The sequence below is a fragment of the Neobacillus piezotolerans genome (assembly GCF_003362805.1).
GTDB classification, from domain to species: domain Bacteria; phylum Bacillota; class Bacilli; order Bacillales; family Cytobacillaceae; genus Bacillus_D; species Bacillus_D piezotolerans.
Window position 1 is genome coordinate 43,168 of sequence record NZ_QNQT01000011.1, and the last position, 21,295, is coordinate 64,462.

18 protein-coding genes and 1 riboswitch are annotated in these 21,295 nt (G+C 46.0%); of the genes, 5 read left to right on the plus strand and 13 right to left on the minus strand.

Translation table 11 applies throughout. The features are described 5' to 3' along the window. The first annotated feature begins 74 nt into the window (after positions 1 to 74). On the plus strand, positions 75 to 695 hold the full coding sequence (locus tag DRW41_RS18790; protein ID WP_115453569.1) for an NAD(P)-dependent oxidoreductase: 621 nt from the start codon (positions 75 to 77) through the stop codon (positions 693 to 695). A 237-nt stretch (positions 696 to 932) separates the two neighbouring features. Here the strand turns inward: DRW41_RS18790 and DRW41_RS18795 are convergent, their stop codons facing one another. The 5 genes from DRW41_RS18795 to iadA form a co-directional block, all read right to left on the minus strand. Further along, positions 933 to 2,648 carry a hypothetical protein gene (locus tag DRW41_RS18795; protein ID WP_115453570.1) on the minus strand — a complete coding sequence of 572 codons (1,716 nt, stop codon included), beginning with the start codon at positions 2,646 to 2,648 and terminating at the stop codon, positions 933 to 935. Between the two features lie 388 nt (positions 2,649 to 3,036). Continuing rightward, positions 3,037 to 4,410, minus strand: a complete 1,374-nt coding sequence (locus DRW41_RS18800; protein WP_115453571.1) for an LVIVD repeat-containing protein — start codon at positions 4,408 to 4,410, stop codon at positions 3,037 to 3,039. 329 nt (positions 4,411 to 4,739) lie between these two features. Next, on the minus strand, positions 4,740 to 6,755 hold the full coding sequence (locus tag DRW41_RS18805) for an ABC transporter ATP-binding protein (protein ID WP_115453572.1): 2,016 nt from the start codon (positions 6,753 to 6,755) through the stop codon (positions 4,740 to 4,742). Then, entirely contained in the window at positions 6,752 to 8,509 is a 1,758-nt protein-coding gene (locus DRW41_RS18810) for an ABC transporter ATP-binding protein (RefSeq protein ID WP_115453573.1), read from the minus strand. The genes DRW41_RS18805 and DRW41_RS18810 overlap by 4 nt, the downstream gene beginning before the upstream one ends. A 453-nt stretch (positions 8,510 to 8,962) precedes the next feature. After that, positions 8,963 to 10,135 (minus strand): beta-aspartyl-peptidase, encoded by a 1,173-nt coding sequence (gene iadA / locus DRW41_RS18815; RefSeq protein ID WP_115453574.1) that lies wholly within the window; start codon positions 10,133 to 10,135, stop codon positions 8,963 to 8,965. Between the two features lie 217 nt (positions 10,136 to 10,352). On the opposite strand from iadA, the gene DRW41_RS18820 reads away from it, so the two are divergent. Beyond that, complete coding sequence (locus tag DRW41_RS18820) at positions 10,353 to 10,676, plus strand: HPr family phosphocarrier protein (RefSeq protein ID WP_115453575.1); 324 nt, start codon at positions 10,353 to 10,355, stop codon at positions 10,674 to 10,676. 70 nt (positions 10,677 to 10,746) lie between these two features. Then, on the plus strand, positions 10,747 to 10,932 hold the full coding sequence (locus DRW41_RS22705; RefSeq protein ID WP_142752254.1) for a hypothetical protein: 186 nt from the start codon (positions 10,747 to 10,749) through the stop codon (positions 10,930 to 10,932). A gap of 476 nt (positions 10,933 to 11,408) precedes the next feature. Here DRW41_RS22705 and DRW41_RS18825 read toward each other — a convergent pair whose 3' ends face one another. Together DRW41_RS18825 and DRW41_RS23135 are read right to left on the minus strand one after the other, a co-directional pair. Next, on the minus strand, positions 11,409 to 13,490 hold the full coding sequence (locus DRW41_RS18825) for a transglycosylase domain-containing protein (protein ID WP_115453576.1): 2,082 nt from the start codon (positions 13,488 to 13,490) through the stop codon (positions 11,409 to 11,411). A gap of 185 nt (positions 13,491 to 13,675) precedes the next feature. Beyond that, entirely contained in the window at positions 13,676 to 13,843 is a 168-nt protein-coding gene (locus DRW41_RS23135; RefSeq protein WP_181884640.1) for a hypothetical protein, read from the minus strand. A 180-nt stretch (positions 13,844 to 14,023) separates the two neighbouring features. On the opposite strand from DRW41_RS23135, the gene DRW41_RS18830 reads away from it, so the two are divergent. Beyond that, positions 14,024 to 14,533: a universal stress protein gene (locus DRW41_RS18830; protein ID WP_115453577.1), complete on the plus strand. Its 510-nt coding sequence runs from the start codon at positions 14,024 to 14,026 to the stop codon at positions 14,531 to 14,533. A gap of 19 nt (positions 14,534 to 14,552) precedes the next feature. Here the strand turns inward: DRW41_RS18830 and DRW41_RS18835 are convergent, their stop codons facing one another. From DRW41_RS18835 to thiT, 5 genes are all read right to left on the minus strand, one after another. After that, positions 14,553 to 15,008 (minus strand): helix-turn-helix transcriptional regulator, encoded by a 456-nt coding sequence (locus tag DRW41_RS18835; RefSeq protein ID WP_115453578.1) that lies wholly within the window; start codon positions 15,006 to 15,008, stop codon positions 14,553 to 14,555. Between the two features lie 154 nt (positions 15,009 to 15,162). Next, on the minus strand, positions 15,163 to 15,429 hold the full coding sequence (locus tag DRW41_RS23895) for a FeoB-associated Cys-rich membrane protein (protein WP_500684489.1): 267 nt from the start codon (positions 15,427 to 15,429) through the stop codon (positions 15,163 to 15,165). Beyond that, complete coding sequence (gene feoB, locus DRW41_RS18845) at positions 15,336 to 17,339, minus strand: ferrous iron transport protein B (protein ID WP_115453580.1); 2,004 nt, start codon at positions 17,337 to 17,339, stop codon at positions 15,336 to 15,338. Before feoB ends, DRW41_RS23895 begins: the two co-directional genes overlap by 94 nt. Continuing rightward, positions 17,340 to 17,564: a FeoA family protein gene (locus DRW41_RS18850; protein WP_115453581.1), complete on the minus strand. Its 225-nt coding sequence runs from the start codon at positions 17,562 to 17,564 to the stop codon at positions 17,340 to 17,342. A 261-nt stretch (positions 17,565 to 17,825) separates the two neighbouring features. After that, the gene (gene thiT, locus DRW41_RS18855; protein WP_115453582.1) at positions 17,826 to 18,428 is read right to left on the minus strand and encodes an energy-coupled thiamine transporter ThiT; all 603 of its coding nucleotides are present in this window, start codon (positions 18,426 to 18,428) and stop codon (positions 17,826 to 17,828) included. Positions 18,429 to 18,589: 161 nt separating this feature from the next. Beyond that, a riboswitch (TPP riboswitch) is annotated at positions 18,590 to 18,696 on the minus strand. Positions 18,697 to 18,901: 205 nt separating this feature from the next. Here thiT and DRW41_RS18860 point away from each other — a divergent pair. Then, positions 18,902 to 19,831 (plus strand): cation diffusion facilitator family transporter, encoded by a 930-nt coding sequence (locus DRW41_RS18860; protein WP_115453583.1) that lies wholly within the window; start codon positions 18,902 to 18,904, stop codon positions 19,829 to 19,831. A 34-nt stretch (positions 19,832 to 19,865) separates the two neighbouring features. Here the strand turns inward: DRW41_RS18860 and DRW41_RS18865 are convergent, their stop codons facing one another. Beyond that, a complete protein-coding gene (locus tag DRW41_RS18865) occupies positions 19,866 to 21,149 on the minus strand; it encodes a dicarboxylate/amino acid:cation symporter (protein WP_115453584.1) in 1,284 nt (427 codons plus the stop codon). Positions 21,150 to 21,295: the final 146 nt, after the last annotated feature.

The window sequence follows — 21,295 nt, forward strand, 5'->3', positions numbered from 1 at the left end:
TTACTTCCATTCCTAAAATACCATGAATGGCGAGGGGCAAAATCACAATCCAGTGACAGAAAGGTGAATTTTTCATGAACATATGCCTGTTTGGCGCAACAGGGAGGGTCGGCTCGGTCATCCTCGAAAACTGCCTGAACGCCGGTTACGGAGTCCATGCGCTCGTGCGGGATCCAGGAAAACTGAAGCATGCAGGCCCCGGACTGAAAATTTTTAACGGAGATGCCACAAACCCGGACGATGTACGATCCGCGATGAAAGGCTGCGACGCGGTGATTAGCTCGCTGAACACAGGCGCCTCTACTGTCCTTTCCGATTCAATGCCGCATATTGTTTCCACCATGAAGGAAAACGGAATAAGTCGGATCATTATGGTTAGCACAGCCGGCATTACACAGGCACGGACAGCACCCGAACTGTACCGGTTCCAGTCGCCGGAGTCGCGGAGGACAAGCACGAAGGATGCGGAAGAACATTTAAAGGCGTGGCTTATCCTGAAGGATTCGGGCCTGGATTGGACCGCTGTCTGCCCGACGTATTTGCCAGTCGGTGAGCGGCTGGGCACATACAGGGTCGGCAGGGACGTTCTCCCCGAAAATCCGACTTCGATTTCGATTTTTGACACAGGGGACTTTGCGTACAGCCTGCTCGTAAGCGATGACTATCTCCACTGCCGCGCGGCGCTGACTTATTAATTCCATATGGAGCAAAACTCCAACTGAAAACAAAAACCCGACTGACTTACTCCACGGGGCGAGCCCTGTGGGTTCTCACATATAGTTTCTCGCAAGCGTACATGGAGTCAAGCTCCCATCGGCGTTACGCACTAGCTATAGGGGTGAGAACCAACAAACAAGCAGTCTGTTGACCACATTGGCGTTTGTTTTCTTTTCTTTCGAAAATGGAGGCTAAGTCATACCCCCGGATTTGTTTTAAGATATTTTAATGCCGCTATTTAAGACAACTTTACGGTTGTTTATAATTAGTTGAATACATTCGTTATATAATAATAGAAAGTTTTCAAATTCAATTTGACACCGTTCTGGGTCGGGCTTTTGTCCCTCATTGTCTGAACAATAGAGTAAAAAAGCTGAATATAAATCGCGTTGAATTTTAGTTCCATCAGGTAAAACGTGCCATCGTCTCGATAATTGCTTTTTAGTAGTTGTATTTGACATGTGGTCGTATTGAGATGCTTTAAATGTCCACGTATTAATTTCGCTCACTTTTCCGCCCGTTAAGGCAAACCGATATTTGGCTTGTTGAATAAAATAGCCAGGGCTTCGCCTCAAAATACTTTTGCCAAAGCGTTTTCTTCGTTTCCATTTCCCGGTTTTTTCGATTTTGCCATCGTTTTTTGCTTTCTTTTGCAGTCCCTTGATGTTCATGGTTTCGATAATTAATACATCCCCGACGGAACGCAATCGATTAATGTCTTCGTTATGTGCGTACTTTCTGCTTTCAGTTGCTTTTCGGTGCAGGTTGCGTAATTTCTTTTGAGCTTTTTTATATTTCTTTGAAAAGATCCATTCTTTCTTTCCTTTTTTTATCGTTCCGTCGACGTTATAGTTTTTAGGATTCGTTGTCCTTCGAGAACGGTCTAAATACCGTTGAATATTTACAATCTTTCGTTCGGTTTCAAATGTATTCGAAGAGCGTTCGGCTAAATTTTTTAAGAATACCTGGTCTTTTGAAACAATTCCGATGGACTGGGTACCAATGTCCCCGCCAATTCTCCCGGTACCGAGAGTATGGCGGAAAGAGCCGTCCTTTTTACGCTTTGAAACCGGATTTCCTTCCAGTGTGATTTGAACAAAATATCTTATTTTGCCTCTGATTTCTTTTCGTACGATGCGATTGTTGTGAATCCGATATGTAGGAAGGATAGGCTTACCCGCCAAGTGTCGGTCTACATTTATTCGGTCAATTTCTGTACCATTCACCATGTAGTAGTTACGAATATGAGAAAGAGTTTCTGTAATAAATAAATCATTCTGCTTGATTTTCAAAGGGAAGTTCATGCCGTGGTAGCTTACATAGAATTCATTCGTCTTCTTGTTGTGTTTTAAGATTATGCAACGTTCTGCTTGTTTGCCTTGAAAAGTAATGAGATCGCTTTTTTTATAAAAGTATGGTTTTTCTCCATCGCTAAACATTATTTTTTCCATCGTCTTCCACGCCATTTCACAGACAGACCATACCGTCACAGCGTCCAGCAACTGAAACTTCTTTTCTCGCAGTCTTGCACCATACTTTCTGGCAAAATCAAATGTGACATTATGGGAATCCCGCAATTCTGAAAGCTGTTCTTTTAGTTGAGTGAGTTCTTTTTCAAGTAATCTAGCATCATCGGGGGTTTTTGTTAGTTCACACGATATCCAACCGTATCGTTTTAGCAACGTGTAATATTTTTTCGTTCGAGCCATTTGAAGATAGTTTTTGTATAGTTCACCTAATACAGTATTTCGAATGACTCGTAAGTGCTCGCCGATCCGTTTCATTCTGTAGTGCTGCAAAAGCAAAACATCAAGCTCGACCTCGATAATATGAAGGGGAGTATGCATGCTACGAATGACATTCAACACTTTTTTGAATTCCGAAGGCGGATTCTTTTTTCTTGTTTTCTTTTTTTCTTTTGCTGCATTCATTTAAAACATACTCCTTCCTATAAATTTTTTGACTTTTGCGCTTGTGTATATCGTTTCACCGTTGCTTCATTTACCGTGCCAAAAAGAGAATAAAACTTCTTAAAATTAATACTTTTATACGCTTCTATACTAGAAACTTACAATGATTAAAGTGATAAATTCATTTATTTACCACCTAAGTTCCATCAAGTACCAATCCAATTTTATACATTTATTTTACCATTAAGGAACACCTGTTCGCAAGAAAATACTTCTTAAAGTCGCTCAAATAGGATGGTCAAAAGACCATCCTTGAGCGATGCCCTTACATCCACGGGGCAAGCCCGCGTGGTTTTACGGCAATTTCTATAACGGAAAAGTTATTCGGGTTTTTGACATGGATTTCAAACTATTTTGTTTCACCTTTGGCTGTGCCTGAGTTTTTTTGCAAAACCTTCAGACCCGAGCCAATATCGGAAGCCAAAACGTAATTCCGGTCAACAAAAACTCCCCAGATATTCGATTTACTTGGAATGTACACGCCCGTTTCAACCGGTGAAGATGGGTCTGAAATATCAACAGTCCTTACTCCGCCTGAATAATGGGACAAATACAGAGTGTTTCCGTGGACTTTTGGATCATGAACCGTTGCCCCACCAGGAATTTTCTCGGTAAAGTCAGTTCTGAATGTGCTGAGAAGCTTTGGATTTGTCTTATCTTTAATATCATAAATCATTGTATATCCATATGCGGATTCAAAGCCATCCCTTGTCGGGCCGAATACCTCCCTCGTTTCAACAAGGACGTCCCCGCCCTTTGCCAGGTCCATTGAGTGCGCTGCACCCTGCACTTCATTGGCAAAATCGGTCCTGCCAAGATAAACTGGTTGATCCGCATTAGTGATATCAAGAATGATGGTTCCCAAATCCCAATAGGAGAGGAATGCCGTTTTTCCTGTTACATCGGTTTTTACACTATGGGCAAACGCCACACGTTTGACGCCTTCCTCATCCGTCCAATTGTAACCATCATAGTTTTCATTGCTCACTTCGCCGATATAGTCACGCGGGTCAAATTCATAAATGGTTTTCGGCACTGCAGGATTTGAAACATCCACAATGTTTACATCCATTTTTTCACCGTGCGAGTAAAAGTCGGCATAGCAATTCGCTGTCAAGACATAGACGTTATTTCCCTGTACAGTCAAATACAATTCATGGGTTCCCCGCGATCCTGAGGTATCTTCCCAAAAACCGAGTTCTTTTGGCTGAGCGGGATTTGTGACATCATACAAGGCAAAACCGCCCTTAGCATTGGGGTTGTTCCGGTCTACCTTCTGGACGCTTACGGCAGCTAAATCACCTTTAAAATTCGGAGTGTTTACCGATTTTACAATGACTTTTTCCTGCCATGTGCCTGGAATGGCCGCAAAGTAGGAAACTTCAACTGGATTGGAAGGATTCTTCATATCAAAAACCCTTACGCCTCCACCGCCGCCATTTGCGGAATGCGTTCCAAGGTAGGCATAGCCCTTATAGCCGTATACATCTCCTGTTGTATTCTTGACTTCCCGAATTTGCTTCAGGGGGACAGCCGCCACTTCCTTTAAGTTGCCAACATTCTTGCTTCCTTCAAGAAGAGGCACTGACAATTCCACTCCGGCCAAATTCTCCCCTTTTTCTTCTCCGCCTCCAAATTCATCATGGGCAAACACAGCTGTGCCTGTTCCGGAAAATACTAATAGTCCCGCCACCACAGCATTTAGGAAAACTTTTTTCTTCATTCGGATTCCTCCCTTATAATAGAATGGCCATGCAACTATGTATGTCATGATGAACTCACACCAACAGAGTAGTTTTTAATTCTTTTAAAAGGAGTAGTGTGGTTTTATCCATTATAGTGAATATTCAGTCATCTTAAAATCGACTATCTTTCCTGATTTTTTTACAATTACTAGTATTGATTCAGTGATTCTAATTCACTATATTTGTTGGGAAATAGGTAGAATATGACTATAATTCCATGTTGAACCATATAGTTTTTTTGTCCGCCGCCTCTTCCTATACCTAAAACCGAAACGAAAGCCCGCCTTACATGGCGGGCTTTCGTCTATTATACGGCCAGGTTCCCTTTCCCAAATTGGAGCTGGTACATCTGGTAGTAGCGGCCTTTTTGTTCCATCAATTCATCATGATTGCCTTTTTCGACAATTTCGCCCTTATCGAGGACAAGGATTTGGTCGGCATTTCGGATGGTCGATAGCCTGTGGGCGATGATAAACGTTGTCCGCCCTTTCTTAAGGACCTCCATTGCCTCCTGAATGACGGCTTCTGTCTCGCTGTCGATGCTTGAAGTAGCTTCGTCAAGAATTAGAATGGACGGGTCGAATGCGAGCGCCCTTGCAAAAGAAATCAATTGGCGCTGGCCGCTTGAAAATGTGGCGCCTTTTTCGGTGACCGGCTCGTCATAGCCTTTTTCAAGATGTTTGAAGATTTCCTCCGCGCCGACATCGCGAAGCGCTTTTTCGACGCGTTCCCTTGAAATCGAAGGATCGCCGAGGCTGACGTTTGAAGCGATAGTTCCTGTGAACAGATACGGGTCCTGAAGCACAATGCCCATATGGCGGCGCAGCGCGTTGCGGGTGATTGTTTTTACATTCACCCCATCAATGGTGATTGCGCCTTTTTGGCAGTCATAGAACCGGAAGAGCAGGTTCATGATTGAGCTTTTTCCGGAGCCAGTATGCCCGACAAGCGCGACAGTCTCTCCGGGACGCGCTTCGAAATAGATGTTCTTTAGCACCCACTCGTTTTCTTTATAGGCAAAAGACACATTGTCAAACCGGACATTCCCTTTGTAATTCGGTAGGTCGGCTCCATTGTCTTCTTCTTCGGATTCATCCAGCAGCGTGAACACCCTCTCGCCGGCGACCAGTGCCTGCTCCAGGTTCGCAAGCTGGTTGACGACTCCGACGACCGGTTCGAATAGACGGTTGATGTAATCAACGAACGCATACAGCATACCGAGCGAGATGGCCGCCTCCGCGTTCAGCGCTTCACCGCCAAAGTACCAGATGAATGCGACGAAAACAATGTTCCGAAGCACATTGACGAGATTATGGGAAGTCAGGGAATTCAGGTTCAAGAGCTTGTTTTGGTTCCTGAAATGGTCATTGTTCAATTTTTCAAAGTCGGCCCCGGTTTCTTTTTCCCTGCCGAAAGCCTGGATGATGTTCATCCCTTGGATAGACTCGTTGACCATTGCATTGATTTCACTGTTGCGCGACCGGATGATATGGTTGTATTTCGATGCGAACTTCCGGTAAATAAGAATCCACGCATACAGGATTGGCAGAAGCAGCAAGCAGACCGCCGCGAGCTTCGGACTTAGGATGAACAGGGCGATATAGATGCCCCCGATATAGATTGCGCTTGTAAAGAAAGTCGACAGGACGGTCACATATAGCTCCCGTACCGCTTCGGTATCGTTCGTGATTCTCGCGACAACTTTTCCGGCCGGCAAATTATCGAAGAAGCGGACAGGCAGCTTCTGGATATGCGCGAAAACATCCTCGCGCATTTTCTGGATAATCCGGTTGGCCGATTTCTGCAGCGTGAACCTTTGCCAGTATTGGAAAAATGCCGATACGAGCAGAAGGCCGAAATACATTGCAAGCAGGCTAATGATGCGCGGCAGTTCCGGCGCCGAAAACCTCATTACGTCATTCGCAGTTAGCTGCGTTGCCGGATAGCTTTCCGTCCGGCCGTCCTTTTCAATTTTTAGGACGCCATCTTTAAAGCTTCGTTTACCATCCCCGTTTACCTTTTCGCCGACGAAGACAAATTTGGAGCCGGCCTGGAGAATTTGGGCGGGCTTCCCTTTTTCTTCACCAGTTTTAAAATAAGCATCCCTTTTGTAATAGCTGCCTTCAAACTCGACCGCTTCGTTTCCTTTCGATGTTTCGTGCCAGGTCGATTCTATGCCGAGAATATGATTATCAATGACCCGTTTAGCAATGAATGGCCCGGCTAAGTCTGCAGCAGCGGATATGGTGAGCATCGCCAGAGCCGCAAAAATGATCATTTTGAATTGCAGAGCGTATTTAAATAATCTTTTTCCAGTTGTCACAGTGACACTCCCTCCTCCGCGGCCGTTTCAGCAAGCTGGCGTTCGTATTGCTCTTTGTACCAGCCGCCATTTTCCATCAATTCTTCGTGTGTACCTTCTTCAATGATTCGCCCGTTATCAAGCACAATGATCCGGTCAGCATGCTGGACCGCCGACATCCTGTGGGTCGTAATGACATTTGTTTTTCCGGCGCGATCCCTCTGGATATTTTCGATGATTTGCTGTTCTGTTTTGGCGTCAACCGCAGAAAGTGAATCATCCAGAATCAGGATTTCCGGATTCTTAATCATCGCCCGGGCGATTGAAATCCGTTGCTTTTGCCCGCCGGACAAGGAAACGCCCTTTTCGCCGACAAGCGTTTCGAGCCCTTCCGGCAAATTGGCCAAATCCTTCCGGAAGTCCGCCGAGTCGATTGACTGCTGAAGCTCATTTTCACTTGCTTCCTTGTTCCCGAACAAAATGTTCTCGCGGATCGACCTTGAAAAAAGCACATGGTCCTGAGGAACATAGCCAATCCAGCCGCGGACGTCCTCAAGTGGCTGATCCTCAATTGGCACATCCGCAATCGCCAGTCTGCCTTCCCCAGCCGGATATTCGCGTAAAAGCTGCTTGATGAACGTTGTTTTCCCGCTGCCCGTTTTTCCGACAATGCCAAGCGTCTCTCCCTGGTTCAGGCGGACATTTATTTGGGCAAGATTGTCCTGGCTCGAGCTTGGGTAACGGAATGTCACATCATCATAATGGATACTGTCAGGAGATTTGGCGCTAACCGTCTCCTCCTTGTCTTTAACATCCTCCTTGTAAGCGAGGATTTCCTGAACGCGGTCGAGTGATGCATTGCCGCGCTGCATGATGTTAATCAGCTCACCAACGGCAAACATCGGCCAAATCAGCATCCCGAGATACACGTTGAACGAAACAAGGTCACCCAGGGTGATTTGCTGGCTAAAAACCAGCTTCGCACCATAGCCAAGGCCGATCATATAGCTGACTCCGACAAGGATTTTAATCGTAGGGTTAAAGAGCGAATCGATTCTCGCAACGGCGATGTTTTTTTCAAAAAGGCTTTCTGTCATGCTGTGGAATGTCTTTCGCTCTTCCCTTTCCTGGACGTATGCGCGGGTGACACGTATCCCCGCTATTGATTCAAGAACGCGGTCATTCAGTTCGCCGAATGCGTTTTGCGCCTTCATAAATCTACCGTGAACCTTCTTTCCGTACGCATTCATTAGGATCGCCATGATTGGCAGCGGAATGATGGACACGAGCGTCAATTTCCAGCTGATTGTAAACCCCATTGTTAAAAGGATTGTCAGCATCCAGACAGTCGAATCAACTAAAGTGAGGATTCCAAATCCGGCCGTCATGGAAATTGCCTTAATGTCATTCGTCGCCCTTGCCATCAAATCCCCTGTCCGGTTTTTTTCGTAAAATGGCGGCGCCATCCTGAGAAGATGTCGCATAAAATTGCTCCTCAGCTTTCTCTCGACGAGGAATGCCCCACCAAACAGCTTATAGTGCCAAATATACGTGATCGAATAGGATAGGACCGTAACAAGCAAAAGAATCCCGACATAGCGAAGGATGATCTCCCTTGCCATCGCACCTGTCTGGATATCGTCGATTGCCATCCCAATCAATTTCGGCGGCAGGATATCGATAAGCCCCGCGATGGCGAGCAGGATAATCGATACCGTGTACCTTTTCCAATTTTCTTTAAAAAACCAGCTCAATTTTTTCAAAACAGAAAACATGTAAAACCAACTCCTCTTTGTTAGCCGTGCCCCATGCCATTTCAATGATTTTATTCAGAAGACACCAAAAAGGACATACCGCAGCACTGCGATATGTCCCTGAATAATCATCTACTATAGGAGACAAACCATGTTGCGTTCATTCGGAACGCAGCCAAGCCTGCCTGGATAGCTTTGCCTCCTTCAATTAATGGGCGGCAAAGGGCGGAAACAGGGGCAGGGTGCAATTCCATCCATATTCAGCTGTATAACATTTTTCAACAATTCTGAGCATGACGCGCCCCTCCTTTTCCTTTTTACTCCACTCTTAATGGGTCGTTTGGTCCACTTAACCCTCAGCGGAAAACCACCGCTGGGGAAGGTTCACTTTATACTAAGTTAGGTTAACACCAGGACTTGCCGTTTGTCAAACAAAATTCCCAAAAAAGGGTTTATTTTCCGAAAAGAAACCTGTTAGGAAAAAGTGCCTTTTACAATCGCGGTTCCATCACGGACCATCATTCTGCCCATTGCAAAAACATCATTAATCGCAAGGGTTTCCTTGTCTAGTATAACAATGTCTGCATCTTTTCCTTCCGCGATCATCCCTTTGCAAGAAAGCTTCAGGATAGCGGCAGGATTCTGAGTGATGACCCTTAAGGCAATTTCAATTGGGATTCTTTCCTGGACAATCGCATCCCTGACCTCATCGTACAGTGTTGAAACCTTGCCAATCTTCAATCCTAGCAACTCTCCGAATTCATCGAAATCCGGAAGGCTTCCCTGTGCGTCTGAAGTAAACGTAATCTGTGAAATATCGATATGCTGGTCAAGCATCCTTCTCAAGCCGATGGACGGTTTTACTTCCCCTTCATCAAAAAACTTCGGAATCGAGCTCGTTGTGAAGTCGACATACCCGCCCTTTTTCGCAAAGCGGATGCCTTCTTCGAATAGATGGTGGTTCCGGTTAATATGGGTCGGGTAAAACTGCCTGATCGGAATATCCGTCTTTTCGACCACTTCTTCTATTATCTTTAAATGATTATAGCTGTCGCCGACATGCACATTCACGATTCCGCTTTTCCCCGATAATAGTCCGCCAATCCTTGCTGCTGATGCAATTTTCGCCATTTCTTCGGCTGTTGGCTGTGAGGAACGGTGATCCGCAATCGCTACTTCCCCCGCTCCGATTACTTTATCGATCAGGATGATGTCGTCTTCAATTTTACCGGTAAGCGTCTTTAATGGAACCTGATAGGAACCGGTATGGACATAGCAGGTAATGCCTTCTTCATCAAGGGCGCGCGCTTTGGCAATCAGGTTTGTCATTGTCCTAGTTGTTCCGTCGGTACCCAGTACTCCGACGATTGTCGTTACACCCGCGAGGGTCGCATCGGTCAGCTGCAATTCGGGAGTCCGGGTCCGGTAGCTCCCCTCGCCGCCACCTCCGGTAATATGTACATGCGCATCAATAAAACCGGGTACAATATATTTCCCCTCCGCATCGACAACCGTTACAGGGGCGAAATTTTCCGGGACGTCAATTTGGTCGGCGATGCAGCCAATCTTCCGGTCAACGATTAAAAGGTCTTTTTTACCAAGATAATGTGGGGCATAAATTTCCCCGTTTTTAATGAGGGTTAACACTTTGCATTTCTCCTCTCTGGGAACGTACTAGCCACCTCCCTCCTTAGAGGAGAAGGCGGCTCCGCTGTCCTAACTATACCTAAAAGATACCCAGCCGCGCAATTAGGCAAAACCGCATTTAAAAGATGGGCGCATTATTGTGGTTTCAGTGAACATCGGGGTGGGTAAATAAGTACCACAACGTAAAATAGGACAAATGGCAAAGGAGAAAAGAACGATGAAAGAAATCATGTCAGCTAATGTTATTATCCTCAATAGATTCATGATGAAGAAAATGCTTGATATTTTTCAGGCTGCCAAGCAATTCAATGGATCAACTTACCTGTATTGCAGGAATCGGGCAGTCGACGCGGCTAATCTTCCTAAACTCGTCTCTTTCCTATTAACTTTGGAGCCCGGAACGGCCGTGAAAATCATTGCGGAAGGCGAAAACGTCCAGGAGCATCTTGATGGCATCCAGAAAATCTGCACTTCTGAACTCTCGATATTGCGAAAGAGCGAAAAGCGTTTCCTTAATACAAGCGAAACGTTCCAGATTTAGGATGGTACGCCATGATTAGGACTATCCTTACACTGATTGGCGCAATCGTCGTAATTTACTTGCTAATAAATTGGCTGGGCTGACCAGCGGAAACGAGGTGTTCGAAGTGGAAGAAAAGCGCAATGTCGAAGTAAGGAAAGAGGAACATTCCGACAGCTCCCGCGTGGGTAGCACGTTCATCAAGTACGCGGCATACCTGGTCATCTTTTTCGGAGTCCTCTGGTTTTTGATTAACTATATATTGCCGAAGTTTTAAAAGCAGGGCGCGTGCCCTGTTTTTTATTTTGGGGTACACCATTCTTTGGCTACTCTACGAAATTTTTATAGAAAAATGCTGCCATGAATTCTGGCTTATTCAGGCACCGATGCTACGAAAGGTCAAGTCTTTGTACAAACCCATGGCCTCTTTGGACTCACAACCTATGAAAACTTACTTCTGTGTCCAAACATAAGGCAGCTTTGGACTCACAACCTATGAAAACCCACTTTTGTGTCCAAACATGAGGCGGCTTTGGACTCACAACCTTCGAAAACTCACTTTTGTGTCCAAACATAAGCCAGCTTTGGACTCACAAACTATGAAAACACACTTCCGTGTCCAAACATGAGCTGACTCCGGACTCACAACCCCTCTTGTCCCGATAACCAACCTACAGCATTCCAAGCCCAACTTTCAAACCTCGTAACTTCACAAAACGCAAAACAAAATGGCGGGGTTTCCCCCGCCATCCTTCAATCCTTATCCTTACCCTTACCCTTTTCCTTTTTCCCTTTGTCTTTGCCTTTCCCTTTGTCCTTTGTTTTCTTTTCCCATTTTTCTCGTTCTTTTTTAACCCGTTCTTCCCACTTCTTCGCACCGCTGTTCAGTTCATCCCACAGCGCATTGCGTTTCTTCTCTTCCTCGGCACGTTTTCTTTGGGCAATCAATTCATCAATGTGCTGGACATTAAAGCTTGAAGGCGGTGTTCCTGCAAGCGCGCCTTCCATGGATTTGCGGAAAATAACCGCGGCTCCTTCACTGCTAGTTGTTGTCAGGAAATGATTCTTGTCGGTCTTATCGTAACCGACCCAAACCGCCCCGACCAGGTCCGGAGTGTATCCGACAAACCACTGATCTTTAACACCATCAATTCCCGGGATGTCAACTTGGGTGGATCCTGTTTTCCCGGCAATTTCCCGGCCTTCAATCCTGGCTCCTTTACCGGTTCCGTGCTCAACAACCCCGAGCAGCATCGTATTCATCTTGTCGGCCACTTCAGGTGTTGTAACCTTCGTTTTCTGTTCCTTTCTCTCGGCGACCACTTTTCCGGAAGCATCGACAATCCGGACAATCGTATGGGCATCGGCCCTTTCTCCCCGATTGGCAAAAACAGAAAACGCCTCCGCCATATTTTTCGGGGATACCCCTGTATGAAGCCCACCAAGAGCGACGGCAAGGTTACGGTCCTCGTTATCAAGGGGGAGACCGAATTTTTTGATCGATTCAAGGCCTTTTTCAATGCCTAGCTCGTTCAAAAGCCACACTGCAGGGACGTTCTTCGAATCCTTTACGGCTTCATACATTGGAATTTCCCCATCAAACCTGCCGTTGTAGTTGTTCGGTTCATAATCGCCAAACTTCATTTTTTCATCCTTGACCATGTCGGTTATTTTCCAGCCTTCCTCGAGCGCTGGCGTATAGGGAACAATCGGCTTAATGGCTGAGCCTGGCTGCCTTTTCAGCTGGGTCGCGCGGTTGTAGCCCCTGAATACATGCTCGCCGCGGCCGCCAACAAGAGCCCTGATTCCGCCAGATTTCGCATCGACCAGGACCGCGCCGCTTTGGACAAGCTGGTCCTTCCCGGCTGGGAACAGGTAGTCATCCTTATAGGTTGCTTCCACAGCCGCCTGCATTTTAGGATCCATCTCCGTATAGATTTTATAGCCGCCGGTCAAGAGTTCATCCTGTGTAAAACCATACGTTTTAATTGCTTCCTCAAAAACCGCGTCGACATAATAAGGATACTTGCCGTTGAATGGATCCACACTTTTATCCACAAGGGTTACCTTTTCCTGTTTTGCCTTTTCCGCCTCTTCCTTCTTAATGAAGCCATGCTCAACCATCATGCCGAGGACAACATCCCGGCGTTTTATAGCTTTGTCCAGATGCTTGTAAGGATTGAGGGCGGATGGAGCTTTGATGAGCCCGGCAAGTATCGCCGATTCACCAAGCGTAAGCTCCTTTACTTCCTTTCCAAAATACTTTTTCGCAGCACGGTTAATCCCCCACGCACCGTCGCCAAAATAAATGGTGTTTAAATACATTTCGAGTATTTCATCCTTGGAATACTCCTTCTCGATTTCCCTGGCAAGGATTGCTTCCTTTAATTTCCGGGTATACGTCTTCTCGGAATCAAGGATTGCGTTTTTTGTCAGCTGCTGGGTAATGGTGCTTCCCCCCTCAACGACGCCGCCAGCAATCAGATTACGGAAAAAGGCCCGTGAAATTCCAATCAAGTCCACTCCGCCGTGCTTATAAAAACGGTGGTCCTCGATTGCGACAACCGCGTTTTTCATATGCTCCGGAACATCCTTAATTGGCGTCCCTTCACTCTTATTGGCCGTAACCTTGCTAGCCACCTTCTCGTGCACGTCATATATAACGGTCGCCTTGTTCAATTCATTTTTTAACGCGGATATATCGGCGTCCTTCGAGAAAAAGTGAAAAGAGCCCAATAACCCCAAAAACATCGTCGCTAGGGACAGGACGATAACCTGGGTCATATGCCACTTTTTCCAATTTTCGTATAGTCCGCTGAACAATAGCCTTCTCATAATGCCCTCCTGTATGAAAACCTCCTGGTTGTTAGGCCAAGAAACATGGGATGTATAGGGATCATAGTGCCTTTTCTTAGTATCTAATACCCAAGCCGCGGATAATCTACACTCTCCCAGCTCCTGCCCCTTAATGCCTAAGACTTTCGCAAAAAAATAAAAGCATCCGATTTCTCGTATGCTTTTTACCCGGAAAGTCCCGTTTTCGGAATATCCTCCTGATTTAGGCCGTTCATTTCTTTATAAAGGGATTGCATATACATATAGACAATTTGCTTAACTTTATCATCAGCTTCAATTATGTCTAAATGCTGTAGGCATTTCCTAATGGTTGGATGTACCTGTGAACTCATTGCAAATCACCTCATTCCCCTTTTGCAAAAAGGTTCGATGATGTAAAAAGTTTTGTGGGGGTGAAAATGGGAATCTACAATTTTTGCGGAAAAACAAAAAAATGGAATATGTTTAACCGAGAAAGGGTAAATAAAATAGACGCAAGATTCTGAAAATACACTTTTAAAGGAGGAACCCCAATGCCAGTCCAATTCCGAAAAATCATTTTGGCATACGATGGCAGTGATGGGAGTGATAAGGCATTGAACCTTGCTTCGGTCTTGGTTAAAGGGAATACGGAAACTAAATTGACGGTTGTGAATGTCTATGAAGAAAAAATTGAAACGAGGCGTGTAGATATCACAGGGGAATCGCGCCTTGCGCTTCATGGCTACCTCATTGAAGGGATGCCAGCCCCGCCTTCCTCCCTTGGATACAGCCAGGCGCAGCATTCAACTCAAGCAATCATCAGCAATAGTGTCGACCACATCTTCTTTGAAGCAAAAAGGCGACTTGGAGATACAAACGCATCCTTTCGGGTTCTTGAAGGAACTCCAGCTGAAAGCATCTGCGACTACGCCGAAGAAATTGGCGCGGATTTAATCATTATCGGGAGTTCTGGCAAGGGCGGCATTGCCGGGCTGCTTATAGGGAATATCACAGAGAAGGTTTCCAGGCATGCTCCATGCAATGTTCTGATTGCCAAATAAATAAGCCGGGCAAACCGGCTTATTTTCCTCCAGCAAGCTCCCTGAAACGGTGTTTTGCATTTCCTTCGTCAAATGAACTATAAATGCGGTAATGCTTTTCATCCAGAATGCGAAAATGTTTGCTTAAAATATTCTGCTGTAATATATAGCCGTTTTTTCTAATCAGTTCGCGCCACCAAATCTTGCCGCCAAAAGTCTTCCCTCGCCGATAGTCAATTCCTTCCCGGGCTACAGTTTCAAGAACTTCAATTGGTTCGTTTCCAAACAGGAACTGGACCGTCTCTGTTTCGCGGAACAAGGCGCAAACCGCAACGACAGTCGACCATCCCGCAAGGACCCTCCCCTTTTCAATTTGGACAAGTGTCTTTTTTGAGACTCCGATGATATCTGCCATTTTGTCTTGAGTATATCCCGCTTCGGTCCGGATCAGACGAAGCTTTTCGGAAACCATTTCGATAATGTCATCCCTTGTCACAAACAAAACCTTCCTTCATCATTCTTAAGTGTAATTTTACACATAAAAAACTCAAATTAAAAGCGGCAGTTCTTAGAAATTAAAAACTGCTGTCGGAAAACAGCAGTTTTAACCCATTCGTGTATAAAACCAGCATGACAAAAGGAAGCAGCAGCTATTTTTTTGAAGGCGCGCATCCGCCGGCACAGGAATCCTGAATTGAGCAGGCTGCGCATTTCCCTTTTTTCGAGCGGCTGATGAACCTGATTAGCGCCCAGCCCGCATAACCAAAAATAGCGCCTCCGATTACGATGTTTGTGACCATTGCTGTCATCTCCTTCCTGGAATTTATGCCAGGCCAAGTAGTTTTCCGCCCTGGTAGATTACAAGGCACAAAATGTAGGCGATCGCCAAAGCGTACCCGATGGAAAAAGCCGTCCATTTCCTTGAACCGGTTTCTTTATAGATTGTCGCCACGGTTGCCAGGCATGGGATGTAGAGCAAAATGAAAGCCATGAAACTGAATGCCGAAAGCGGCGTAAAGTAGCCTGCCATCAAGCCCTGAAGCTTTGCTTCGGTCGGAGCGAAATAAATGATGTTCATTGTTGAAACGATGGCTTCCTTCGCCAGAAATCCTGTCAGCAGGGAGGCTCCTGCCTGCCATGTGCCAAAGCCGATTGGCTCAAAAAGCGGAGCGAGCAAACCGCCTATCGAAGCCAGGAAGCTGTGGTCCATTTCGACGTCGAGCCCGCCAGGTCCCGCATATGATAAGAGCCAGACAAAAACGGATCCGGCAAAAATGAACGTTCCCGCTTTACGGACAAATCCTTTTCCCTTATCCCATGTACTCCTCCAAAGCGCCCTGAACTGCGGCAGCCGATAAGGAGGGAGTTCGATGACAAACAGCGATGCTTCTGATTTCAGTACTGTGCGCGAAAATATTTTTGCCAATATGAGGGTAATCAAGATGCCAATGATATAAAGGCTCAACACAACGGCCGCCCCATTTGCCGCGAAGAACGCGCCGACAAACAAAGCGTAAACCGGCAGACGGGCCGAGCAGGACATTAACGGCGTCAACAGGATGGTCAGCAGCCTTTCTCTTGGGGTTTCAATTGTCCTTGCCGCCATGATGCCTGGAACATTGCATCCAAATCCAATCATCATCGGAATGAACGCCTTGCCGTTCAAGCCAACGGATTCCATTATCCTATCCATGACAAGCGCGACCCGGGCCATATATCCCGAATCCTCAAGAAGTGAAATAAAGAAAAACAGGATGAAGATCTGCGGGACAAAAACGAGAACCCCGCCTACCCCGGCGATAAGCCCCTGGCTGACAAGGGCATGGAGGAAATCGGATGCACCTGCGGCTGACAATGCCTGGTTCGCCCACGAGGCAAGCGGCCCGGTAATAAAGCCGTCAAGCATATCCGAAAGCGGCGACCCGAGCCAGTCGAAAGTCAGCATGAACATCAAATACATTAACAGCAGGAAGATCGGCATGCCAAGGAACCTGTTTGTAACGATGGCGTCAATCCGTTCTGTAAGCGGAATTGCGGCTCCTTTTCTCCTGACAGCCTCCTCGGTAATTTTCGTAATCGCCTGTTTTCGTTTTTCATAGATGATTTTGGCAACGGACTCTTTCCTGCCCTTTTGCGACAGGGTTTCCTGAAGCCTTTCAACGATGGCGGCAATCCTCGTTCCATCGGCGACCATTGATAAATAATCCGCCACATACCCGTTGCCCTCAAAAAGCTGGAGAGCAAGCCATCTTGGCGAATGCCCGGTTTTACCCTTAACCACTGCTTCCACTTCCAAGATAGCTTCCTCAATTTCCGGCCCATAGTAAACAAGATTCTTTTTGGGCGGTGCAGCATTGCCGGCAGCCGCCAAAGCCTCAAGCCTATCGCAGCCTTTTCCACTTCTGGCGACAACGGGTACGACCGGGATGCCAAGAAGTGAGGAGAGCTTTTCGGCATCAATGTTGATTCCCCTGTTGCTTGCAACGTCAATCATATTTAGGCCAATTAAAATTGGCTTGCCAAACTCTATTAATTGCAGCGTTAAATGAAGATTCCGTTCAATTTGCGATGCATCCAGAATATTTAGGAGGCGGTCCACCGGCCCCTCAAGGAAGAACCTTGTGACTACCCCTTCATCCCTGGACAGAGGATTGAGTGTATAAATTCCCGGCAAATCGATCAAGCGATCCTTTTTGTTCCGGAAAACCCCGACCTTCTTTTCCACCGTAACACCGCTCCAGTTCCCGACGTACTCGTAAGAACCAGTCAGATTATTAAATAAAGAAGTTTTCCCGGTATTGGGATTGCCGATTAATGCAATTTCCATTTATACCCTCTCCAGTTCGATCCGTTTCGCTTCCTTGCGCCTGATTCCAATACACTGCCCGCATGATTCAATCATGATTGGCCCTCCGAAAGGGAGAATGCACTTTATGCACACTTCGCTTCCTTCCGTTATCCCGAGGTCAAGCAGCCTCCTCCGGACAAGAGAGTCAACCGATGAAATGTCTTTAATCGTCGCTTTTTCCCCTGCTTTCAGTAATTCAAGCATGTATGATCACCCTAACGATTTTAAATGAGAATGATTCTCTTTCTTATACATTTATTTTACCATCCTATAAGGCAGTAATTGGCATACCCTTTGTGAATATTGTGTTAAAAGTAACTTAATGTCCTAAAGTGATTTTCTAAGTAAAATTTTTATGCCGTTTCAAGCTGCTTGTTCTCCGTTTAAACAAATGAGGACACCAAAAAACGCCGGGAAGACCTCCCGGCGGCTTAAAAGGAAGGGGCCTCCCCCTTCCTTCATTTATTATTGAATATTATTAATCGACTTTCCCGGCGCAGTAACGAGCCGCGGCGAAGCCCCAAACACAAGCCCCACGATAATCGCGCAGAAAATCGCATTTGGAAGCATATAGGAACCATTGTATAAAAAAGAAAACAGGGCCACTGGTGTACCAGCGGGTGCCGAATCCGCAAAAAAGACAATGCCTCCGATGAAATGTGCCATGAACCTTAATGTGCTGCCTAACAAGACGCCAACACTCATGTAGGTAAGCCACTTGACCCTTTTATTTTCAATTTTCGCTTTTCGTACAGCGGCTGCAAATATTCCGGCGGTTCCCACCACTGTAAATGCAACCAAATAATCAAGCGCTCCCTGAACCGGGTGAATAATATATGCCTGGCCAAGGACAATTTGCAGAAGCCCAAGCAGGAAGCCGCTTAGAAGGCCTCCCTTCAACCCCCAGCGGTATGCCATTAAAAAGATCGGAACCATTGCGATCGACAGCGATCCTCCTTGCGGCCAGATTTTCAGCGAAAGAAAATTCGCCGCCATATCCAGCAAAAACGCGAGTGCCGTAAATACTGCCACCTCAACCAAAAATAATGTTTTCCTCTTTTGTTCCATTTACGTATCCCCCTTGATTTTCGGGATGAAAACCATGTTTCCACCCATAATTTCCGGGTATCCGCTTGAAACCTTCCTTTTTGATATGGGTGTGCCTTGGAGGCCTTTTGCCCAAATAAAAAAGCAATACAAAGACGCTTTGAAAGGGTTTTGTATTGCCGTTTATTGGCATGCCACATCCCTACGCTAGCGTTAACTAACAGGTTCAAAGGGTCAGAACTCAAAACGTTCACTCTCAGCCGCCCGGGCAGCTCCCCTTGTGGAAGTATTCAATTGATATCCATCTTTACTATACTATTACGGCCCACTTTTGACAACACTAAACACTGTCGGAATAAGGTAAATATCATTGGTAAGCGGGGTATTGATAAGGGTCCGATTAAATCAATAAATCCCCCTTAAAATTTTGCATTGTTGAACTGGAACTCCTATGTTTGATAATGTAGACATTTCACTTTACAGGAGGACAGCCAATGGAAAGAAACAGCCAATTAAAGGCGGGAGAAACAGGCGCGTGGGTCAGCATCATTGCATATATCTTCCTCTCATCCTGCAAACTGGCGGCGGGTAAAATCGGGAATTCTGAAGGTTTAATGGCAGACGGGCTGAATAATTTGACCGATGTGGTTGCCTCCATAGCAGTATTGATTGGATTAAAAATATCTAGAAAACCGCCGGACAAAGATCATCATTATGGTCACTACCGGGCGGAAACAATCGCATCGCTTGTTGCCGCATTTATCATGCTTGGTGTCGGAATCGAGGTATTAATAAACGGAATCCAATCTTTCTTCGAGGGAGACAAACCAGTGCCTGGCTGGCTGGCCGCCTGGACAGCTCTTGGATCGGCTGTGGTCATGTTTGGAGTTTATTCATACAACAAACGCCTCGCCAAAAAAATCAATAGCGCCGCAATCCATGCGGTGGCACAGGACAACCGTTCGGATGCACTTGTCAGCATCGGAGCTCTGGCGGGAATTATCGGTTCGAAAATGGGGATTGTATGGCTGGACATGCTGGCCGCGATAGCTGTCGGGTTTATCATTTGCAAGACTGCCTGGGAAATTTTCCGGGAAGCCTCACACGCCCTTACCGATGGATTCGATATAAGCAAGGTACCTGGACTAAAAGAAACAATTAACTTGACGGCGGGCGTTATAGGGGTTACGGAAATAAAGGCCCGCACCCATGGAAACCAGACACTGATTGAATCAACTATCCTTGTTGAGCCAACCCTCACCATAATTGAAGGGCATGCCATAACCGAAGCCGTTGAAAAAGTTCTGAAAACCAAGCATGGGGTCGGCTATGCGATTATCCACGTAGAACCTTATTCCGGAACAGAGATACAGAATGCGAGGAATGGCCAACCTATAAGCAAAGCAAAAAACCCGGACTTTTAAAAAGTACGGGTTTTTCTTAAGAAGAACAGCAAAATTATTTATCCTGTATAAGGGAATGCCTTTGTTTCGCGCCACTTCTCTCACGCTCTTCCCTGGCCAGTTCCCTTTGCTGACGGCGGCGCTCGCCTTCAGCAACCACAACCGCGCATGAAGCATCCCCAGTAATATTCACTGCTGTCCTGACCATATCAAGCAATCTGTCGATGCCAAGGATCAGTCCGATTCCTTCTACCGGGAGATTGACCGACTGAAGCACCATCGCAAGCATGATCAGCCCGACTCCCGGTACTCCAGCTGTCCCGATACTCGCAAGGACCGCTGTTAAAATTACGGTCAAGATTTGGGTCATACTCAAATCCACATTGTAGACCTGCGCGATGAAAATTGTCGCTACCCCCTGCATGATAGCGGTTCCATCCATATTAATCGTTGCTCCAAGAGGCTGAACAAAACTGGAAATAGGTTCAGGCACCTTAAGATTTCTCCGGGCGGTTTCCATGGAAATCGGTAAAGTTGCATTGCTGCTTGATGTACTGAATGCAACACCCATGGCCGGCGCAAAGCCTTTAAAAAATGCAACTGGATTCATATTGCCAAGAAAATATACAGAGCTTCCATAAGTAAGCACGGCGTGAATGATTAATCCAAGCAGAACGACTATCATATAAACCCCCATCGATTTGATCGCGCTCAAACCCTGGCTCCCAATAGCGGAGGCAATCAATCCAAACGTGCCATACGGTGCAAATTTCATTACAATATTGACAAGGTACATCATAATCTCATTGCCTTGCTCGACGAACCGGTAAAAAGTTTTGGTTTTTTCCCCCAATGCCGTTAAAGCGAGCCCGATGAAAATCGCAAACACAATGACCTGAAGCATATTCCCGCTCGCCAGCGCATCGATGGGGTTTGTGGGAATAATGTTCAGCAGTGTGTCACTGACGGGCGGTGCTTTTTCAGCACTGAATTCCGCGGACTTAGTATCAAACGTTCCAAGATTTCCAGGTTTTATCGTCATGGCGAGGATGAGGCCGATTACAATGGCAATGGCCGTCGTCGCCAAAAAATAAGCTATTGTCTTAAAACCCATTCTTCCAAGCTTCTTGGGATCTCCCAGTCCCGCGACGCCAAGAATGATGGAAAACAGGACAATTGGAACCACAAGCATTGTTATTAAACTAATAAAAATCTTTCCCAGAGGATTAAAAACAAATTTGTTGAGGATGCCGAATGCATCGGGTGCAAACAGATTCAATAATAGCCCAGCTATAGCCCCTGCGAGAAGGCCAATAATAATTTTTGTCGTCAGCTTCATACCTAAACCTCCAATGAAATAATACGCATCATTATTATGATGAGTTTGGACGCCTTGCACTGTATCTCTTTATATGGCACATTTTGTATACGGAGCTTACGGCGTATTATTTTTCTACAAAAATAATTTAAAGATTATTACCCTTT

Bases quoted from the DNA above. Each gene is read 5' to 3' on its own strand.
- DRW41_RS18790 (WP_115453569.1), top strand. From the start codon at position 75: ATGAACATATGCCTGTTTGGCGCAACAGGGAGGGTCGGCTCGGTCATC.
- DRW41_RS18795 (WP_115453570.1), bottom strand. From the start codon at position 2,648: ATGAATGCAGCAAAAGAAAAAAAGAAAACAAGAAAAAAGAATCCGCCT.
- DRW41_RS18800 (WP_115453571.1), bottom strand. From the start codon at position 4,410: ATGAAGAAAAAAGTTTTCCTAAATGCTGTGGTGGCGGGACTATTAGTA.
- DRW41_RS18810 (WP_115453573.1), bottom strand. From the start codon at position 8,509: ATGTTTTCTGTTTTGAAAAAATTGAGCTGGTTTTTTAAAGAAAATTGG.
- DRW41_RS18820 (WP_115453575.1), top strand. From the start codon at position 10,353: ATGAAAGAAATCATGTCAGCTAATGTTATTATCCTCAATAGATTCATG.
- DRW41_RS18825 (WP_115453576.1), bottom strand. From the start codon at position 13,490: ATGAGAAGGCTATTGTTCAGCGGACTATACGAAAATTGGAAAAAGTGG.
- DRW41_RS23135 (WP_181884640.1), bottom strand. From the start codon at position 13,843: ATGAGTTCACAGGTACATCCAACCATTAGGAAATGCCTACAGCATTTA.
- DRW41_RS18830 (WP_115453577.1), top strand. From the start codon at position 14,024: ATGCCAGTCCAATTCCGAAAAATCATTTTGGCATACGATGGCAGTGAT.
- DRW41_RS23895 (WP_500684489.1), bottom strand. From the start codon at position 15,429: ATGGACGGCTTTTTCCATCGGGTACGCTTTGGCGATCGCCTACATTTT.
- feoB (WP_115453580.1), bottom strand. From the start codon at position 17,339: ATGGAAATTGCATTAATCGGCAATCCCAATACCGGGAAAACTTCTTTA.
- DRW41_RS18850 (WP_115453581.1), bottom strand. From the start codon at position 17,564: ATGCTTGAATTACTGAAAGCAGGGGAAAAAGCGACGATTAAAGACATT.
- thiT (WP_115453582.1), bottom strand. From the start codon at position 18,428: ATGGAACAAAAGAGGAAAACATTATTTTTGGTTGAGGTGGCAGTATTT.
- DRW41_RS18860 (WP_115453583.1), top strand. From the start codon at position 18,902: ATGGAAAGAAACAGCCAATTAAAGGCGGGAGAAACAGGCGCGTGGGTC.
- DRW41_RS18865 (WP_115453584.1), bottom strand. From the start codon at position 21,149: ATGAAGCTGACGACAAAAATTATTATTGGCCTTCTCGCAGGGGCTATA.